The 14,236-nt window shown below is 67.0% G+C and carries 13 protein-coding genes; 4 read left to right on the forward strand and 9 right to left on the reverse strand.

What is annotated here, in order from left to right; all coding sequences use genetic code 11:
- Positions 1 to 85: 85 nt before the first annotated feature.
- On the reverse strand, positions 86 to 1,606 hold the full coding sequence (gene adh / locus GH664_RS04010; RefSeq protein WP_153166846.1) for an aldehyde dehydrogenase: 1,521 nt from the start codon (positions 1,604 to 1,606) through the stop codon (positions 86 to 88).
- A gap of 479 nt (positions 1,607 to 2,085) precedes the next feature.
- On the opposite strand from adh, the gene pedF reads away from it, so the two are divergent.
- The 4 genes from pedF to GH664_RS04030 all read left to right on the forward strand — a co-directional run bounded on the left by pedF (position 2,086) and on the right by GH664_RS04030 (position 5,452).
- Positions 2,086 to 2,523 (forward strand): cytochrome c-550 PedF, encoded by a 438-nt coding sequence (gene pedF / locus GH664_RS04015; protein ID WP_256219455.1) that lies wholly within the window; start codon positions 2,086 to 2,088, stop codon positions 2,521 to 2,523.
- Positions 2,513 to 3,370 (forward strand): ABC transporter substrate-binding protein, encoded by an 858-nt coding sequence (locus tag GH664_RS04020; RefSeq protein WP_153166847.1) that lies wholly within the window; start codon positions 2,513 to 2,515, stop codon positions 3,368 to 3,370. Before pedF ends, GH664_RS04020 begins: the two co-directional genes overlap by 11 nt.
- Positions 3,371 to 3,476: 106 nt before the next feature.
- Positions 3,477 to 4,358 carry a transporter gene (locus tag GH664_RS04025; protein ID WP_153166848.1) on the forward strand — a complete coding sequence of 294 codons (882 nt, stop codon included), beginning with the start codon at positions 3,477 to 3,479 and terminating at the stop codon, positions 4,356 to 4,358.
- Positions 4,359 to 4,498: 140 nt separating this feature from the next.
- Positions 4,499 to 5,452 carry a DMT family transporter gene (locus GH664_RS04030; protein WP_228111373.1) on the forward strand — a complete coding sequence of 318 codons (954 nt, stop codon included), beginning with the start codon at positions 4,499 to 4,501 and terminating at the stop codon, positions 5,450 to 5,452.
- A gap of 7 nt (positions 5,453 to 5,459) precedes the next feature.
- On the opposite strand, the gene GH664_RS04035 is transcribed toward GH664_RS04030, so the two are convergent.
- From GH664_RS04035 to GH664_RS04070, 8 genes are all read right to left on the reverse strand, one after another.
- Entirely contained in the window at positions 5,460 to 5,930 is a 471-nt protein-coding gene (locus tag GH664_RS04035) for a copper chaperone PCu(A)C (protein ID WP_301334035.1), read from the reverse strand.
- Positions 5,931 to 6,018: 88 nt separating this feature from the next.
- Positions 6,019 to 9,966 (reverse strand): phosphoribosylformylglycinamidine synthase, encoded by a 3,948-nt coding sequence (gene purL / locus GH664_RS04040; protein WP_153166849.1) that lies wholly within the window; start codon positions 9,964 to 9,966, stop codon positions 6,019 to 6,021.
- A gap of 95 nt (positions 9,967 to 10,061) precedes the next feature.
- A complete protein-coding gene (locus tag GH664_RS04045) occupies positions 10,062 to 10,655 on the reverse strand; it encodes an antibiotic biosynthesis monooxygenase (protein ID WP_153166850.1) in 594 nt (197 codons plus the stop codon).
- Between the two features lie 158 nt (positions 10,656 to 10,813).
- The gene (locus GH664_RS04050; protein WP_004357990.1) at positions 10,814 to 11,005 is read right to left on the reverse strand and encodes a 2-hydroxymuconate tautomerase; all 192 of its coding nucleotides are present in this window, start codon (positions 11,003 to 11,005) and stop codon (positions 10,814 to 10,816) included.
- A 110-nt stretch (positions 11,006 to 11,115) separates the two neighbouring features.
- A complete protein-coding gene (dmpG, locus tag GH664_RS04055) occupies positions 11,116 to 12,147 on the reverse strand; it encodes a 4-hydroxy-2-oxovalerate aldolase (RefSeq protein WP_153166851.1) in 1,032 nt (343 codons plus the stop codon).
- 11 nt (positions 12,148 to 12,158) lie between these two features.
- The gene (locus tag GH664_RS04060) at positions 12,159 to 13,085 is read right to left on the reverse strand and encodes an acetaldehyde dehydrogenase (acetylating) (RefSeq protein WP_153166852.1); all 927 of its coding nucleotides are present in this window, start codon (positions 13,083 to 13,085) and stop codon (positions 12,159 to 12,161) included.
- Positions 13,086 to 13,124: 39 nt separating this feature from the next.
- Positions 13,125 to 13,280 carry a hypothetical protein gene (locus tag GH664_RS04065; RefSeq protein ID WP_153166853.1) on the reverse strand — a complete coding sequence of 52 codons (156 nt, stop codon included), beginning with the start codon at positions 13,278 to 13,280 and terminating at the stop codon, positions 13,125 to 13,127.
- Between the two features lie 99 nt (positions 13,281 to 13,379).
- The gene (locus GH664_RS04070) at positions 13,380 to 14,234 is read right to left on the reverse strand and encodes an alpha/beta fold hydrolase (protein WP_153166854.1); all 855 of its coding nucleotides are present in this window, start codon (positions 14,232 to 14,234) and stop codon (positions 13,380 to 13,382) included.
- Positions 14,235 to 14,236: the final 2 nt, after the last annotated feature.

Below are 14,236 nucleotides of genomic sequence, written 5' to 3' on the forward strand. Positions count from 1 at the left end.
CCTCCACAAATGGAAAAAACGGGGGCGGCCGCCCGCCCCCGGTGAGGAGCCCGGAGACCGGGCTAGGAGAGAGAAGAGACGTCGCTCAGAAGAAGCCCAGCTTGTTCTCGCTGTAGCTCACGAGCAGGTTCTTGGTCTGCTGGTAATGGTCCAGCATGACCTTGTGCGTTTCCCGGCCGATGCCCGACTCCTTGTAGCCGCCGAAGGCTGCGTGCGCCGGGTAGGCGTGATAGCAGTTCGTCCATACGCGACCGGCCTGGATGGCGCGCCCCATGCGGTAGGCGACGTTGCCATTGCGGCTCCACACGCCGGCGCCCAGGCCATAGAGCGTGTCGTTGGCAATCTCCAGCGCCTCGGCCTCGTCCTTGAAGGTGGTTACTGCGAGCACCGGCCCGAAGATCTCCTCCTGGAAGATGCGCATCTTGTTGTGGCCCTTGAACAAGGTCGGCTGGATGTAGTAGCCGTCGGCCAGGTCGCCGCCGAGTTGCGCGCGCTCACCGCCGATCAGGCACTGCGCGCCCTCCTGCTTGCCCAGCTCGAGATAGGACTGGATCTTGCTCATCTGCTCGCGCGAAGCCTGCGCACCCATCATCGAGTCGGTGTCGAGCGGATGGCCCTGCTTGATGGCGGCCACGCGCTGCAGCACGCGCTCGATGAAGCGGTCGTAGATCGATTCCTGGATCAGCGCACGGGACGGGCAGGTGCACACCTCGCCCTGGTTGAAGGCAAACAGCACCATGCCTTCGATCGCCTTGTCGAGGAAGGCGTCGTCCTTGTCCATCACGTCGGCGAAGAAGATGTTGGGCGACTTGCCGCCCAGCTCCAGCGTGGCCGGGATCAGGTTGTTGGCGGCGGCCTGGGCGATCACGCGGCCGGTGGAAGTCGAGCCGGTGAAGGCGATCTTGGCGATGCGCTTGCTGGTGGCGAGCGGCATGCCGGCTTCACGGCCGAAGCCATTGACGATGTTGAGCACGCCCGGCGGCAGCAGGTCGGCGATCAGCTCGGCCAGGATCAGGATCGAGATCGGGGTGGATTCGGCCGGCTTGAGCACCACGCAGTTGCCGGCGCCGATGGCCGGCGCCAGCTTCCAGGCGGCCATCAGGATCGGGAAGTTCCACGGGATGATCTGGCCCACGACGCCCAGCGGCTCGTGGAAGTGATAGGCAACGGTGTTCCCGTCGATCTCCGAGATGCCGCCCTCCTGCGAGCGCAGGCAGCCGGCAAAGTAGCGGAAGTGATCGACCGCTAGCGGGATGTCGGCATTGAGCGTCTCGCGGATCGCCTTGCCGTTGTCCACCGTTTCGGCGTAGGCGAGCACTTCGAGGTTCTGCTCGATGCGGTCGGCGATCTTGAGCAGCAGGTTGGCGCGATCGGTCGGCGAAGTCTTGCCCCACGTCGTGAACGCGGCGTGGGCGGCGTCCAGCGCCAGCTCGATGTCCTCCGCCGTCGAGCGCGCGGCCTTGGTGTATTTGCCGCCGGAAATCGGGGTCACGACGTCGAAATACTCGCCCTTGACCGGCGCCACCCATTTGCCGCCGATGAAGTTGTCGTAGTGGCTCTTGAACTGGACCTTGGCGTCAGCGTGGCCGGGCATCGCGTAAAGCATGGTGTGTCTCCTGGTTTGATGGTGTCTCGGGGCGTACTGCCGCCGCAGGCCACCTACAGCAGAAGGCATGCCAAAGCTGCTTTTATTCGTTCATTCAATAGCTTGCTTGAAACGCGACTGCTCCAGAATTTTTGCGCTCGCCTTTTGGAGCACTCCAGATCGCAGCGGTTGCTGCGCGTTGGCTGGAGCAGTCCCGCCGCCTTGCTCCAGCGCTGCTCCTTTCGCTGCACGAGCAGGCTGCTGCTCCACAAAGCGCACGCATTCTGGAGCACTCCGCGTACTCGTTCCGGCGCAGCACGGGCGCCGCCCGGCGCGCGCCATTCCTGCATCGGCAGCGGGATCGGGGCGTATCACCCGCCCCGCTGTGCGGCGTGTGGCACACCGCTTGCACTCCGCCTGTCCACCGGCTCCGCAGCCCGCCTGCAAGCGCAACAGGCACGCAGCCGATCAAACGACTCGACAGAAAAAAGGTGGAAGACATGATGATGAAGGAGACTCTCAACCGCGCCCTGCGCGTCGCCGCGATCGCAGCCTCCCTGGGCGCGGCCGCCGGCCTCGCCCAGGCGCATGGTGACGTGACGCCCCAGGCGGTCGACACCTCGGCGCTGAAAGCGATCACCGAGGGCTGGGTCGAGAAGAACCCCTACCGCAAGAACGACGAAGCCATCCGCATCGGCAGCTCGGCGTTCAACCAGAACTGCGCGCGCTGCCACGGCATCGGAGCGGTATCGGGCGGCATCGCCCCTGACCTGCGCATGCTGCCCGCCGGAGACGAGGGCGACGAGTACTTCATCGGCCGCATCCGGCACGGCGTGACCCGCAACGGCGCGGTGTACATGCCGCCCTTCGAAGGCACGCTGACCCAGGAGGCCATGTGGGCCATCCGCGCCTGGCTGGAGACCGTCCATGTGGAATGATCGCCGCCGCGTGCTGTTCGGGGTGGGCGCGCTGATCGCCCAGGCCGCCCTGCCTGGCGTCGCGCGCGCCATCGCCGCCGACAGCCTCCCCGAGACCCAGCAGCCTGGCGCGCTGCGCATCGCTGTGTATGCGGACTTTCCGCCGTACTCGCAGAAGGGCAAGGGCATCGATGTCGCGCTGGGCAAGGCGCTCGCCGAGAAGCTCGGCCTGCGCGCCGAGTTCGTCGAGTTCCAGCCCGGCGAGGACATGAACGACGACTTGCGCAACATGGTCTGGCGCGGGCATTACCTTGGCACACGTCCTGCCGACCTGATGCTGCATGTCCCGGTCGACGCCCGCTTTGCCGCGCAGAACGACAAGGTGGCGATCTTCGGCCCCTATCACCTCGAGACCATGGCGGTGGCGCGCGATCCGGCGCGGGTGCCGCCGGTGGCGGGGTCGGCCGCGAACGGGCTGGAGGTCTTCACGCGCGAGCTGATCGGCGCCGAGGTCGACAGCCACGCCAGCGACTTCCTGATGCAGGTGCTGAACGGCCGCCTGCGGGAGCACGTGCGCCACTTCCGCACGCCCGCACTCGCGGTCGAGGCGCTCAAGCGCGGCGAGATCGCCGCCGTGCTCGGTACCCACACCGAGTTGCAGGCCGCCCTCGGCGACAGCAGCCGCCTAGTGCTCGACCGCGTCGCGCTGCCCGAGCTGCGCGTCGCCCAGTGGCCGCTCGGCATGGCGGTCAAGGCCGAGGCCAAGCCGCTGGCCGAGGCGCTGGGCCGTGCGCTGGGCGAGTTGCAGCGCTCCGGCGAGCTCGCGCGGCTCTTCGCCGCCCAGGGCCTGACGCTGGCCACGCCCTGAGGGCATGACGTTCACGCATTGGCATGACGTCGGCCACAACCGGCGCGCCAGCTCCGCAGCCCCGCAACCGTCGTACCCACCAACCATGAACCTAGGAGACAAAACGATGACAGGACCGATCCGCCGTACCCACCTCGCTGCCGCGCTCGCCACGCTTTGCGTATCCGGCGCTGCCAGCGCGCTCGATGTGGATGCCGGTGACTACACCGCGCTGCCCGAGGGCACCAACCTCGCGCTGCTGTACTACCAGCACGCTGAAGTCGATCACCTTTACGCCGACGGGCACAAGGGCGCGGGGGCGCTGCGCACTGACGCCGCCCTGCTGCGCTATGTGCATTTCACCAAGATCGGTGACTACATCATCGATCCGCAGATCATCGTGCCGTACGTCAACATCGACACCCGCGGCGCGCTGGCCGACGCCGGGGTGAACAGCCCCAGCGGCCTGGGCGACACCCTGCTCGGCGCCACGCTGTGGCTCAAGAACGATCCGAAGAAGGGCGAATACTTCGGCTTCACCTACTTCCTGTCGGCCCCCACCGGCGGATACGACCGCGACCGCGCGCTCAACATCGGCGCCGACCGCTACGGCCACATCCTGCAGTTCGGCTACATCAACCGCCTCACCGACAAGCTGACGGTGGACCTCATCGCCGACGCCACCCTCTACGGCGACAACAAGAACGCGAATGTGGCCGGAGACACGTTGAAGAAGGCGGTCAGCTACCAGGCGCAGGCCTGGCTGCGCTACCACGTCACCGACGCATTCGATGTGCGTGCCAGCCTGTCGCGCGACTGGGGTGGCGAGACCAAGCTCGGCGGCGTGCGCCAGGACGATGAGAGCAATCGCTCGAAGTTCACCATCGGCGCAGCGTGGTTCGTCGAACCGACCGTGCAGGTGATCGCCAACGTCGGCAGGGACATCTCGGTCGACAATGGACCGAAGGAAGACAGCCGCCTGAACCTGCGCCTGCTGAAGGTGTTCTGAGCATCTCCCCCGGGCGCAGCGGTCGCGGTTTCTGGACCGTTGCGCCAACTGTTACCATCCCCGCCTTCGCTTGGCCGGCAAGGCCGCCGCCGCGGAATCCAACCGCGGAACCATTGGGCACTCGTCTCGGGACGAGCGGAATGGGCGAAGGAATCCAGGGGAAGGGCATGAGCGGCGGCAAGGAAGAAGCGCGCACCGGCGCGCAACTATCGGACACATGGAAGGGCGTGCTCGCGGCGGCGGTCGTCGTCTGCTGCTGGTCGGGCTTCAACATCGTCTCGCGTTTCGGCAGCACCGGCGCGTTCACACCTTTCGATCTCGCCGCGCTGCGCTTCGGTATCTCCGGCGCGATCGCGCTGCCCTTCTTCCTGCGCCGGACGAAGCCGGGCGAATGGCCGCGTTACGCAATCCTGGCTGCGGTGGGCGGACTCGCCTATGCACTGCTGGTCTACTCGGGCTTCGTGTACGCGCCGAGCGCTCATGCCGGCGTGTTCGTCAATGGCGGCATCCCGTTCTGGACGGCGATCCTGCTCGCACTCACCACCGGCATTCGCCTCGGCGGCAGGCCGGTGGGTGCGCTGCTGCTGACGACATGCGGCCTGGTCCTGATCGGCTCCGAGAGCCTGTTCGCAACCAGGAAAGGTGATGAATGGCTGGGCGACCTGCTGTTCCTGGCTGCGGCGCTGTCGTGGGCGGTGTTCGGCCTGTTGATGCGGCGCTGGCGGCTGCAGCCGCAGACGGCGATCTTCGGCATCGCCAGTTTTTCCTTCGTCGCCTACCTGCCGATCTACCTGATGGGATTGCCGTCGACGCTGCAGCACGCGCCGTGGAGCGCGCTGCTGCTGCAGGGCGTGTATCAGGGCATCATCGCCGCGCTGGTCGCCGGCGGCCTCTACAGCTATGCAAACCAGAAGATCGGGGCCAGCCGCGCGTCGATGGCGCTGGCACTGGTGCCGGCGGTTTCGGCCGTCGCCGGCTACCTGCTGCTCGACGAAGCGATCTCGCTCGCCGTCGGCGCCGGCATCGTGATCGTCACCGCCGGCGCCGTGATCGGGACATTGTCGCCGGCTACCGCCGGCCACGCCCGCTCATGAGCGGCCGTCAGTGCGCGCCATGCTCCATCGGCTTGCTGGCGGCCGGCGCATTCAGCGGCCGGACCGGAGCGCTGATCTCCAGCATCTGCTGCTTGCCGTCCTTGCCCTCGATGACGAGGGTCAGCGGCACCTTGTCGCCTTCCTTCACCTGGCCTTTCAGATCCATCAGCATCACGTGGTAGCCACCGGGCTTGAGTTCGACGGCCTTGCCCGCGGGCAGGTCGAGCCCGGGGATGGGGCTCATCTTCATGACGCCGCCCGCCATGCCCATCTCGTGGATCTCCACCACGCCGGCCACCGGCGAGCGCGCCGCGACCAGGCGCGAGTTGGCGTCGGCGGTGAGCTGCATGAAGGCGCCCGTCGCCTTCTGCGACGGGACGGTCGCACGCACCCAGGGGTCGCTCACCGTGACATCGGCAAGGACGGGCGCGGAAAGCAGCGTGGCGACGAGGGACGCGAGGGCGAGCTTCTTCATCATGAGACTCCTTCTTGTTGAAGCTGGAACTATGCACCACGAAGGTGCGGCGGTGGAGTGCCAGAATGTCGCACCCTGAGCCCGATCGAGCTCAGCCCAGCCAGACGCGCGCGTTGCGGAACATGCGCAGCCACGGCGAGGCGTCCGGGCTCTTGTCCACCAGCCACTGCGGCGCCCACGACATCTGCAGCGTGCGGGCGGTGCGCTCCGGGTGCGGCATCATGATCATGAAGCGGCCATCGGCGGTGGTGAAGCCGGTGACGCCCGCCGGCGAACCGTTCGGGTTCTTCGGATAGGTTTCGGTCGGCTTGCCATGGTTGTCGATGTAGCGCAGCGCCAGCAGCGCGGCCGCACGATCGGAATCCCGCGCGAACATCGCCCTGCCCTCGCCGTGACTGACGACGATGGGCATGCGGCTGCCGGCCATGCCCTTGAAGAAGATTGACGGGCTGTCGACGACCTCGACCATCGCGAAGCGCGCCTCGAACTGTTCGCTACGGTTGCGGTGGAAGGTCGGCCAGGCTTCGGCGCCGGGGATGATGGGCGCGAGGTGGGCCATCATCTGGCAGCCATTGCACACGCCCAGCGCGAACGTGTCGCTGCGGCGGAAGAAGGCCTCGAACTCGTCGCGCAGGCGGCTGTTGAACAGGATGGACTTGGCCCAGCCCTGGCCGGCGCCGAGCACGTCGCCGTAAGAGAAGCCGCCGCAGGCCGCCAGGCCATGGAAATTGGCCAGATCGATGCGGCCGGTCTGCAGGTCGGACATGTGCACATCCACCGGGGCGAAGCCGGCGCGCTCGAAGGCTGCCGCCATCTCGAACTGCGAATTCACGCCCTGTTCGCGCAGCACCGCGACCTGCGGCCGCGCGCCGATGGCGATGAAGGGCGCGGCGACGTCCTCGGCGACGTCGAAGGACAGCGACACCGACAGGCCGGGATCGGCAGCATCGGCCAGGCCGTCGAACTCCTGCTGCACGCTGTCGGCGTCGTCACGCAGGCGCGCGATCTGGTAGCTGGTTTCCGACCAGGCCTGCAGCAGCTCGGTGCGGCTGGCGCCGAACACCAGCTTGGCGTTGCGGCGGAAGCGGATCTCGTCCTTGTCGTTGGGCTCGCCGATGAAGTGGTAAGCGAGCCTCGCCTCGCGCAGCGCCTCGGTGATCTTCGCACGGTCGTCACGGCGGATCTGGATCACCGCGCCCAGTTCCTCGGCGAACAAGCCCGCGAAGAGCTTGTCGCCGAAGCGGCCCTTCAGCGTGTCGGGCTTCTTCTCCAGGCCGTCCACGTCGTTCATGTACTGGTCGTAGCACACGGTGTCGAGAACCAGCGACAGGCCGCAGCGGGCGGCGAAGGCCATCTCGCACACGGTGGCGAACAGGCCGCCGTCGCCGCGGTCGTGGTAGGCCAGCAGCAGGCCATCGCCACGCAGGCGCTGGATGGTGGCGAAGAAGGTGGCGAGCTGGGCGGGATCGACGTCCGGCGCATGCTCGCCCACCGCGTTGTACGCCTGCGCCAGCGCCGATCCGCCGAGACGGTTGCGACCGTTGCCGAGGTCGATCAGCAGCAGTTCCGTCTCGACGCCTTCGGGCAACTGCAGTTGCGGAGTCAGCGTGCGGCGGATGTCCTGCACCGGCGCGAAGGCGGTGGCGATCAGCGACAGCGGCGCGACGACCTGCTTGTCCTCGTCGCCATCCTTCCACGCGGTGCGCATCGACAGCGAATCCTTGCCGACCGGAATCGACAGCCCGGCCGCGATGCAGAACTCAGACACGGCCTTCACCGTGTCGAACAGCTTGGCATCCTCGCCGCGGTGGCCCGCGGCCGCCATCCAGTTGGCCGACAGCTTGACGTCGCCGATGGTGGCAATGTCGGCCGCGGCGATGTTGGTGATGGCCTCGCCGATCGCCATGCGGCCGGAGGCCGGCGCATCGACGCACGCCACCGAGGTGCGCTCGCCCACCGCGAAGGCTTCGCCGCGGTAGCCGTGGAAGCTCATCGCGGTGACGGCGACGTCGGCCACCGGAATCTGCCACGGGCCGACGAACTGGTCGCGCGCGGTCAGGCCGCCCACCGAACGGTCGCCGATGGTGATGAGAAAGTTCTTGCTCGCCACCGCAGGCATGCGCAGCACGCGCATGCCGGCCTCCCTGAGGTCGATGTCGGTGGTGTCGAAAGGCGGCAGGAAAGTGGCGCGGCGCGACACGTTGCGCGTCATCTTCGGCGGCTTGCCGAGCAGCACCTTCATGTCCATGTCGACCGGCTTGTTGCCGAAGTGGCGGTCGCTCACGGTGAGATGGCCATCGGCGGTCGCCGTGCCCAGTACCGCGAACGGGCAGCGCTCGCGCTCGCAGAAGGCGCGGAACTGCTCGAGGCTCTCGGGCGCGATCGCGAGCACGTAGCGCTCCTGCGATTCGTTGGACCAGATCTCGCGCGGGCTCATGCCCGGCTCCTCGATGTGCACCTCGCGCAGCTCGAAATGCGCGCCCAGGCCGGCGTGGTCGGCGAGCTCGGGCATCGCGTTCGACAAGCCGCCAGCGCCGACGTCGTGGATGGCGATGATCGGGTTGCGCTCACCGAGCTGCCAGCAGGCATCGATCACCTCCTGGCAGCGGCGCTGGATCTCGGGGTTGCCGCGCTGCACCGAGGCGAAGTCGAGGTCGGCGGTGTTGGTGCCGGTCGCCATCGACGAGGCGGCGCCGCCGCCCAGGCCGATCAGCATGCCCGGGCCGCCGAGCTGGATCAGCAGCGTGCCGGGCGGGAAGGTCGGCTTTTCGGACTGCTGCGCCTGGATGCTGCCGAGGCCGCCGGCGATCATGATGGGCTTGTGGTAGCCGCGCACCTCGCCCTGCACTTCCTGCTCGAAGCTGCGGAAGTAGCCGGCGAGGTTGGGCCGGCCGAATTCATTGTTGAAGGCAGCGGCGCCGATCGGGCCCTCGATCATGATGTCGAGCGCGGAGGCGATGCGCTCCGGCTTGCCGTAGGGCCTGCCGTTGGCGGTCTCCCAGGGCTGCTCGAAACCGGGGATGTTCAGGTTCGACACCGAGAAACCGGCCAACCCTGCCTTCGGACGCGAGCCGCGCCCCGTCGCGCCTTCGTCGCGGATCTCGCCGCCGGCGCCGGTCGCCGCCCCCGGGAAGGGCGAGATCGCCGTCGGGTGGTTGTGCGTCTCCACCTTGGCGAGGATGTGGGTCTCTTCGGTGTGGTAGCGCCACACGCCGTCGGCGTCCGGGTACAGGCGCTCGATCGTTGCGCCCTCGATGATGGAGGCGTTGTCGGAATACGCCACCACCGTGCCTTGCGGATGCGCCTTGTGCGTGTCCTTGATCATGCCGAACAGGGACTTGTCCATCGGCCGCGCATCGATGACCCAGTCGGCATTGAAGATCTTGTGCCGGCAGTGCTCGGAGTTCGCCTGCGCGAACATCATCAGCTCGACGTCGGTGGGGTTGCGGCCCATGCGGCCGAAGTTGTCGACCAGGTAGTCGATCTCGTCCTCCGACAGCGCCAGGCCCAGCTCGCCGTTGGCGGCCTCGAGCGCCGCACGGCCGCCGGCGAGGATGTCGACGCTGGTGAGCGGCTGCGGTGCATAGTGGTGGAAGAGCTCGTCGGCCTGGTCCAGCGTCGGCAGCACCGATTCGGTCATGCGGTCGTGCAGCAGCGCCAGCAGCGCCGTGCTCTTGCCGGCGTCCTTCGCATCCACCGTGTACGCGGTGCCGCGCTCGATGCGCACGATCTTGTCGAAGCCGCATTGCCGGGCGATGTCGGTGGCCTTCGACGACCACGGCGAGATCGTTCCCAGGCGCGGCACGACGAGTAGCAGCGTGCCGGCCGGCGCCTGCTCCGTCGCCGGATGGGCGCCCAGCAGATCGACCAGCCGTGCCAGCTCCTCCGCGGTCAGCGCCGCCGACAATTCGATGAAATACCAGTGCTCGGCTGCGAGCCCCTTCAGCTTGGCCAGCACCTCGCCCGCGGCGCGGGAAAGGCGTTCCAGACGGGTACGGGACAGCGCCGCAGCGCCACGCAGTTTGAGGATCGAGGTCATGTCGGTCGAGGCGGGAATGAGAAGGGTCCCCAGGCTTTGCGCGCCTGCAGAAGCCCGAAATTATACCCGACCGGCCCGGCTTTCCCCCCGCGCCCCTATTGCTTGGGCTTCGGGTTGAGCCAGCCGCGCATCACTTTCGTCAGCCGCGGCATCACCACCCAGGTCATGGTCACCACGATCACTGCGGTGAACACCGCCGTGCGCGGCAGGAAGGGCTGCTCGAGGAAACCCGGCCACAGCGAAACCAGCCACAGGTAGAAGGACACTACCGGGAAGATGCCCATCCAGGTCACGACCGCCATGCGAAAGCGCGGCGGATGCATGGATGCAGGCACCACCGTACCGGCAAACCAGGCCTCGAGCCCGCTGAGGCGGCGATAGTCGGGGTCGTCTTCGGCCACCTCGCGGATGCGACGATGCATCTCGGCACGCACGGACGACTCGTCCCAGCGCTGCAGGTCCGCTTCCGAGGCGAAATTGACCACCACCTGATAGCAGCCGCCAGGCTGCTCGGGCGGAATCATGTCCGCGCCCATGAAGCCATGGAAAGCGCGCATCTTGCCAAACATCTCGCGGATCAACGCCTCGTACTGCGGCTCATGCCCCGGCCGCGCATGGCGCCGCGCGATGCGCGTCACCGGCGCCGGCCCCGCAGACACCACCTCAGCGGCCTTGCTTGCTTCGCTCATTCGATCACCCCGAACATGGCGCCGCCCTACGCGCGGCGTCGGAAGTCTGAAAAGAATTCGGCCGGTCGCAAACGCTTCCGGCCGAATGGCATCGAGTCATTGCGGCGAAGGGCTCGGGACCGAGTTCATCGCCGCATGGTGGCAATGCGACCTGTTGCTCAGCGCCCCAGATCCTTGGCAGACACGCCGCCAATGCCCCAGTTCGTCTTCGGCACCTCGCGGATTACCACGCGCACCGTCTGGATCGGCGCACCGACCGCTTCGACCAGCGCCTGGGTGACCTTCTCGATCACCGCGCGCTTCTGGTCCTCGGTGCGTCCTTCAATCATCGTGATTTCAGCCAAAGGCATCGCTATCCCTCCCCTCGTTGTGCGCGGCGGCGGCCGTTCCAGGCCGATCACCGCAACCCTGCAAAATCCACGTGCGGCGCGTCGCGCACGACGCGCGCCGTGATCGACGCTCAGGCCGCCTGCTTGCGCGCCTTCGACATCGTGATCGCCGTGTCCTCGATCATGTCTTCCTGGCCGCCCACCATGCCACGACGGCCCAGTTCGACGAGCAGTTCGCGTGCCGGAATGCCGTACTTCTTCTCGGCACGCTTGGCGAACAGCAGGAAGGAGCCATACACGCCGGCATAGCCCAGCGTCAGCGCATCGCGGTCGCAGCGGATCGGGAAATCCATGATGGGCACGACCAGGTCTTCGGCCACGTCCTGGATCTTGAACACGTCCACGCCCGTCTCGATGCCCATGCGCGCGCACACGGCGACCAGCACTTCCATCGGCGTGTTGCCGGCACCCGCGCCCAGGCCTGCGGCGGCCGCGTCTACGCGGTTGGCACCGGCTTCGACGGCGGCGATCGAGTTGGCCACGCCCATGGCGAGGTTGTGGTGGCCGTGGAAGCCCAATTCGGTCTCGGGCTTGAGCGCCTGGCGCACCGCGCCCAGCTTGGTCCTCACTTCGTCCGGCAGCATGTAGCCGGCGGAGTCGGTGATGTAGATGCAGTTGGCGCCGTAGCCTTCCATCAGCTTCGCCTGGCCGATCAGCCCTTCGACGCTGTTCATGTGGCTCATCATCAGGAAGCCGACAGTGTCCATGCCGAGCTTGCGCGCCATGCCGATATGCTGCTCGGAGACGTCCGCCTCGGTGCAGTGGGTGGCGACACGGATGGTGTGCACGCCCAGTTCATGCGCCATCTTCAGGTGGTCAACCGTGCCGATGCCCGGCAGCAGCAGCGCCGACACCTTGGCCTGCTTCATCAGCGGGATCACGGTGCCGAGGTATTCCTCGTCGGTGTGCGCCGGGAAGCCGTAGTTCACCGAGCTGCCGCCCAGGCCGTCGCCGTGCGTGACTTCGATCAGCGGCACGCCCGCCTCGTCGAGGCCGACGGCAATGCTCTTCATCTGCTCGAGCGTCATCAGGTGGCGCTTCGGGTGCATCCCGTCGCGCAGGGTCATGTCGTGCAGGGTGATTTTCTTGCCGCGAAGATCCATCGTCATCTCCTTCAGGCTGCCATGACGGCGCGGTTGGGTTCGAGGGTGAGACGGCCGGCGATGATCTCTTCGGCGAACATCTCGGCAGTGCGCGCGGCGGCCGCGGTCATGATGTCCAGGTTGCCGGCGTACTTCGGCAGGTAGTCGCCCAGGCCTTCAACCTCCAGGTACACCGACACGCGGTTGCCGTCGAACACCGGGCCATTCACCAGCTTGTAGCCGGGCACGTACTTCTGCACTTCCTTGATCATGGCGTGGATCGAGTCGGTGATCTTCGCCTGGTCGGGCTCGCCTTCGGTCAGGCAGTGCACCGTGTCGCGCATGATCAGCGGCGGATCGGCCGGATTCAGGATGATGATCGCCTTGCCCTGCTTCGCGCCGCCGACGCGTTCGACGGCGCCCGCGGTAGTGCGGGTGAATTCGTCGATGTTCTTGCGCGTGCCGGGGCCGGCCGACTTGCTCGACACGGTGGCGATGATCTCGCCGTACTTCACCGGCTGCACACGAGACACCGCGGCCACCATCGGGATCGTCGCCTGGCCGCCGCAGGTGACCATGTTCACGTTCATCTCGCCCTTGCCGACATGCTCGACCAGGTTGACCGGGGGCACGCAGTAGGGGCCGATCGCCGCCGGCGTGAGGTCGATCATCAGCACGCCCAACTCGTTCAGCTTGCGGCTGTTCTCGGCATGCACATAGGCCGAGGTCGCGTCGAAGGCGATCTGGATGCCGTCTTCCTTCACGTGCGGCAGCAGGCCATCCACGCCGTCGGCGGTGGTCTTGAGACCCATTTCACGCGCGCGGGTGAGGCCTTCGGAGGTGGCGTCGATGCCGACCATCCACACCGGCTCGAGCACCGGGCTACGCTTGAGTTTGTAGAGCAGGTCGGTGCCGATGTTGCCGGGACCGATCAGCGCGCACTTGATTTTCTTGCTCATCGCCTTCGTTCTCTGTGAGATAGCTTGGTTGAATCAATCTCAGGCTGCGAACCCCGCCGCCTGCATGACAGCCGCCTCGCGGCCCTTGATCACCACTCCCTCACCCTCCTCCGCCGGCTGGTGGCCGGTGGTGAGACTGATTCCCGAGGCTGAGCCGGTCAACGCTGCCCGCTTGTCTGAGAGGTGAAGATTCATCGAGGGTTTCATCAAAATTGCCATTGCTGCGCATGAGAATGCAGGGCACGCGGCGGAGCGAGGGGAGAGGGAGAGGGCCGCCCCGCCGCGCGCCTGCAATCAGTCGAGCGCCTTCGGCTCGTCGGCCTGCGCCTCCGCCAGGAAATCGCCGACCAGACGGGCGAAGCGTGCCGAATGTTCGATCTGCGTCCAGTGCCCGCAACGGCCAAAGACATGCAGTTGCGAGCGCGAGATCCAGTTGGCCAGGGTCAGCGAGGTCGACAGCGGAATGACCTGGTCGTCGCGACCGTGGATCACCAGGGTTTCATGCGGGATCGCGCGGATGTCCGCTTCGCTGCTCGTCATCGCGTCGACCCAGCGCTGACGCGGCGCCGGGAACATGGCCGAGAAGGATTCCTGGAAGCCGGGACGGATGCTGGCCTCGTAGCGCAGCTTCGCCAGTTCGTCGTTCACCAGCGAACGGTCCCAGGCGAAGTAGTCCATGATGCGGCGCATGTTCTCGAACGAGGGCTCGTAGCCCCACACCGCATCCAGTCCTTCCGTGATCTCGAACGGCACGCCGACGCTGCCCATCAGCACCAGGCGACGCACCCGCTGCGGATGGCGGATGGTCAGCGCCAGGGCCAGCGCGCCACCGAAGGAGTTGCCCACCAGATCGGCGCGCTCGATGCCGAGCGCGTCCAGCAAGCCGACGGCCTGCTCGACCCAGACATCCATGTCGTACTTCTGCCCTGCGGGACGCTCGGTAAAGCCGAAGCCCACCATATCGGGCGCGATCACGCGCGAGCGCTTCGCCAGTTCCGGCATCACCAGGCGCCAGTTGGCCCAGGCCGACACACCGGGACCTGAACCGTGGATCATCAGCAGCGGGAACCCGTCGCCGACGTCATGGTAGTTGGTTCGAATGCCCGCCGCGACGATGCTGCGACCGATCTCGGGGCTCGAGATGCTCATCC

Origin of the sequence: Thauera sp. 2A1 (assembly GCF_009469595.2) — a bacterium.
GTDB lineage: Bacteria > Pseudomonadota > Gammaproteobacteria > Burkholderiales > Rhodocyclaceae > Thauera.

What these genes read in the sequence shown, in the direction of transcription:
- adh (WP_153166846.1), bottom strand. Translation starts at nt 1,606, where the DNA reads ATGCTTTACGCGATGCCCGGCCACGCTGACGCCAAGGTCCAGTTCAAG.
- pedF (WP_256219455.1), top strand. Translation starts at nt 2,086, where the DNA reads ATGATGATGAAGGAGACTCTCAACCGCGCCCTGCGCGTCGCCGCGATC.
- GH664_RS04020 (WP_153166847.1), top strand. Translation starts at nt 2,513, where the DNA reads ATGTGGAATGATCGCCGCCGCGTGCTGTTCGGGGTGGGCGCGCTGATC.
- GH664_RS04025 (WP_153166848.1), top strand. Translation starts at nt 3,477, where the DNA reads ATGACAGGACCGATCCGCCGTACCCACCTCGCTGCCGCGCTCGCCACG.
- GH664_RS04030 (WP_228111373.1), top strand. Translation starts at nt 4,499, where the DNA reads ATGGGCGAAGGAATCCAGGGGAAGGGCATGAGCGGCGGCAAGGAAGAA.
- GH664_RS04035 (WP_301334035.1), bottom strand. Translation starts at nt 5,930, where the DNA reads ATGATGAAGAAGCTCGCCCTCGCGTCCCTCGTCGCCACGCTGCTTTCC.
- purL (WP_153166849.1), bottom strand. Translation starts at nt 9,966, where the DNA reads ATGACCTCGATCCTCAAACTGCGTGGCGCTGCGGCGCTGTCCCGTACC.
- GH664_RS04045 (WP_153166850.1), bottom strand. Translation starts at nt 10,655, where the DNA reads ATGAGCGAAGCAAGCAAGGCCGCTGAGGTGGTGTCTGCGGGGCCGGCG.
- GH664_RS04050 (WP_004357990.1), bottom strand. Translation starts at nt 11,005, where the DNA reads ATGCCTTTGGCTGAAATCACGATGATTGAAGGACGCACCGAGGACCAG.
- dmpG (WP_153166851.1), bottom strand. Translation starts at nt 12,147, where the DNA reads ATGGATCTTCGCGGCAAGAAAATCACCCTGCACGACATGACCCTGCGC.
- GH664_RS04060 (WP_153166852.1), bottom strand. Translation starts at nt 13,085, where the DNA reads ATGAGCAAGAAAATCAAGTGCGCGCTGATCGGTCCCGGCAACATCGGC.
- GH664_RS04065 (WP_153166853.1), bottom strand. Translation starts at nt 13,280, where the DNA reads ATGAATCTTCACCTCTCAGACAAGCGGGCAGCGTTGACCGGCTCAGCC.
- GH664_RS04070 (WP_153166854.1), bottom strand. Translation starts at nt 14,234, where the DNA reads ATGAGCATCTCGAGCCCCGAGATCGGTCGCAGCATCGTCGCGGCGGGC.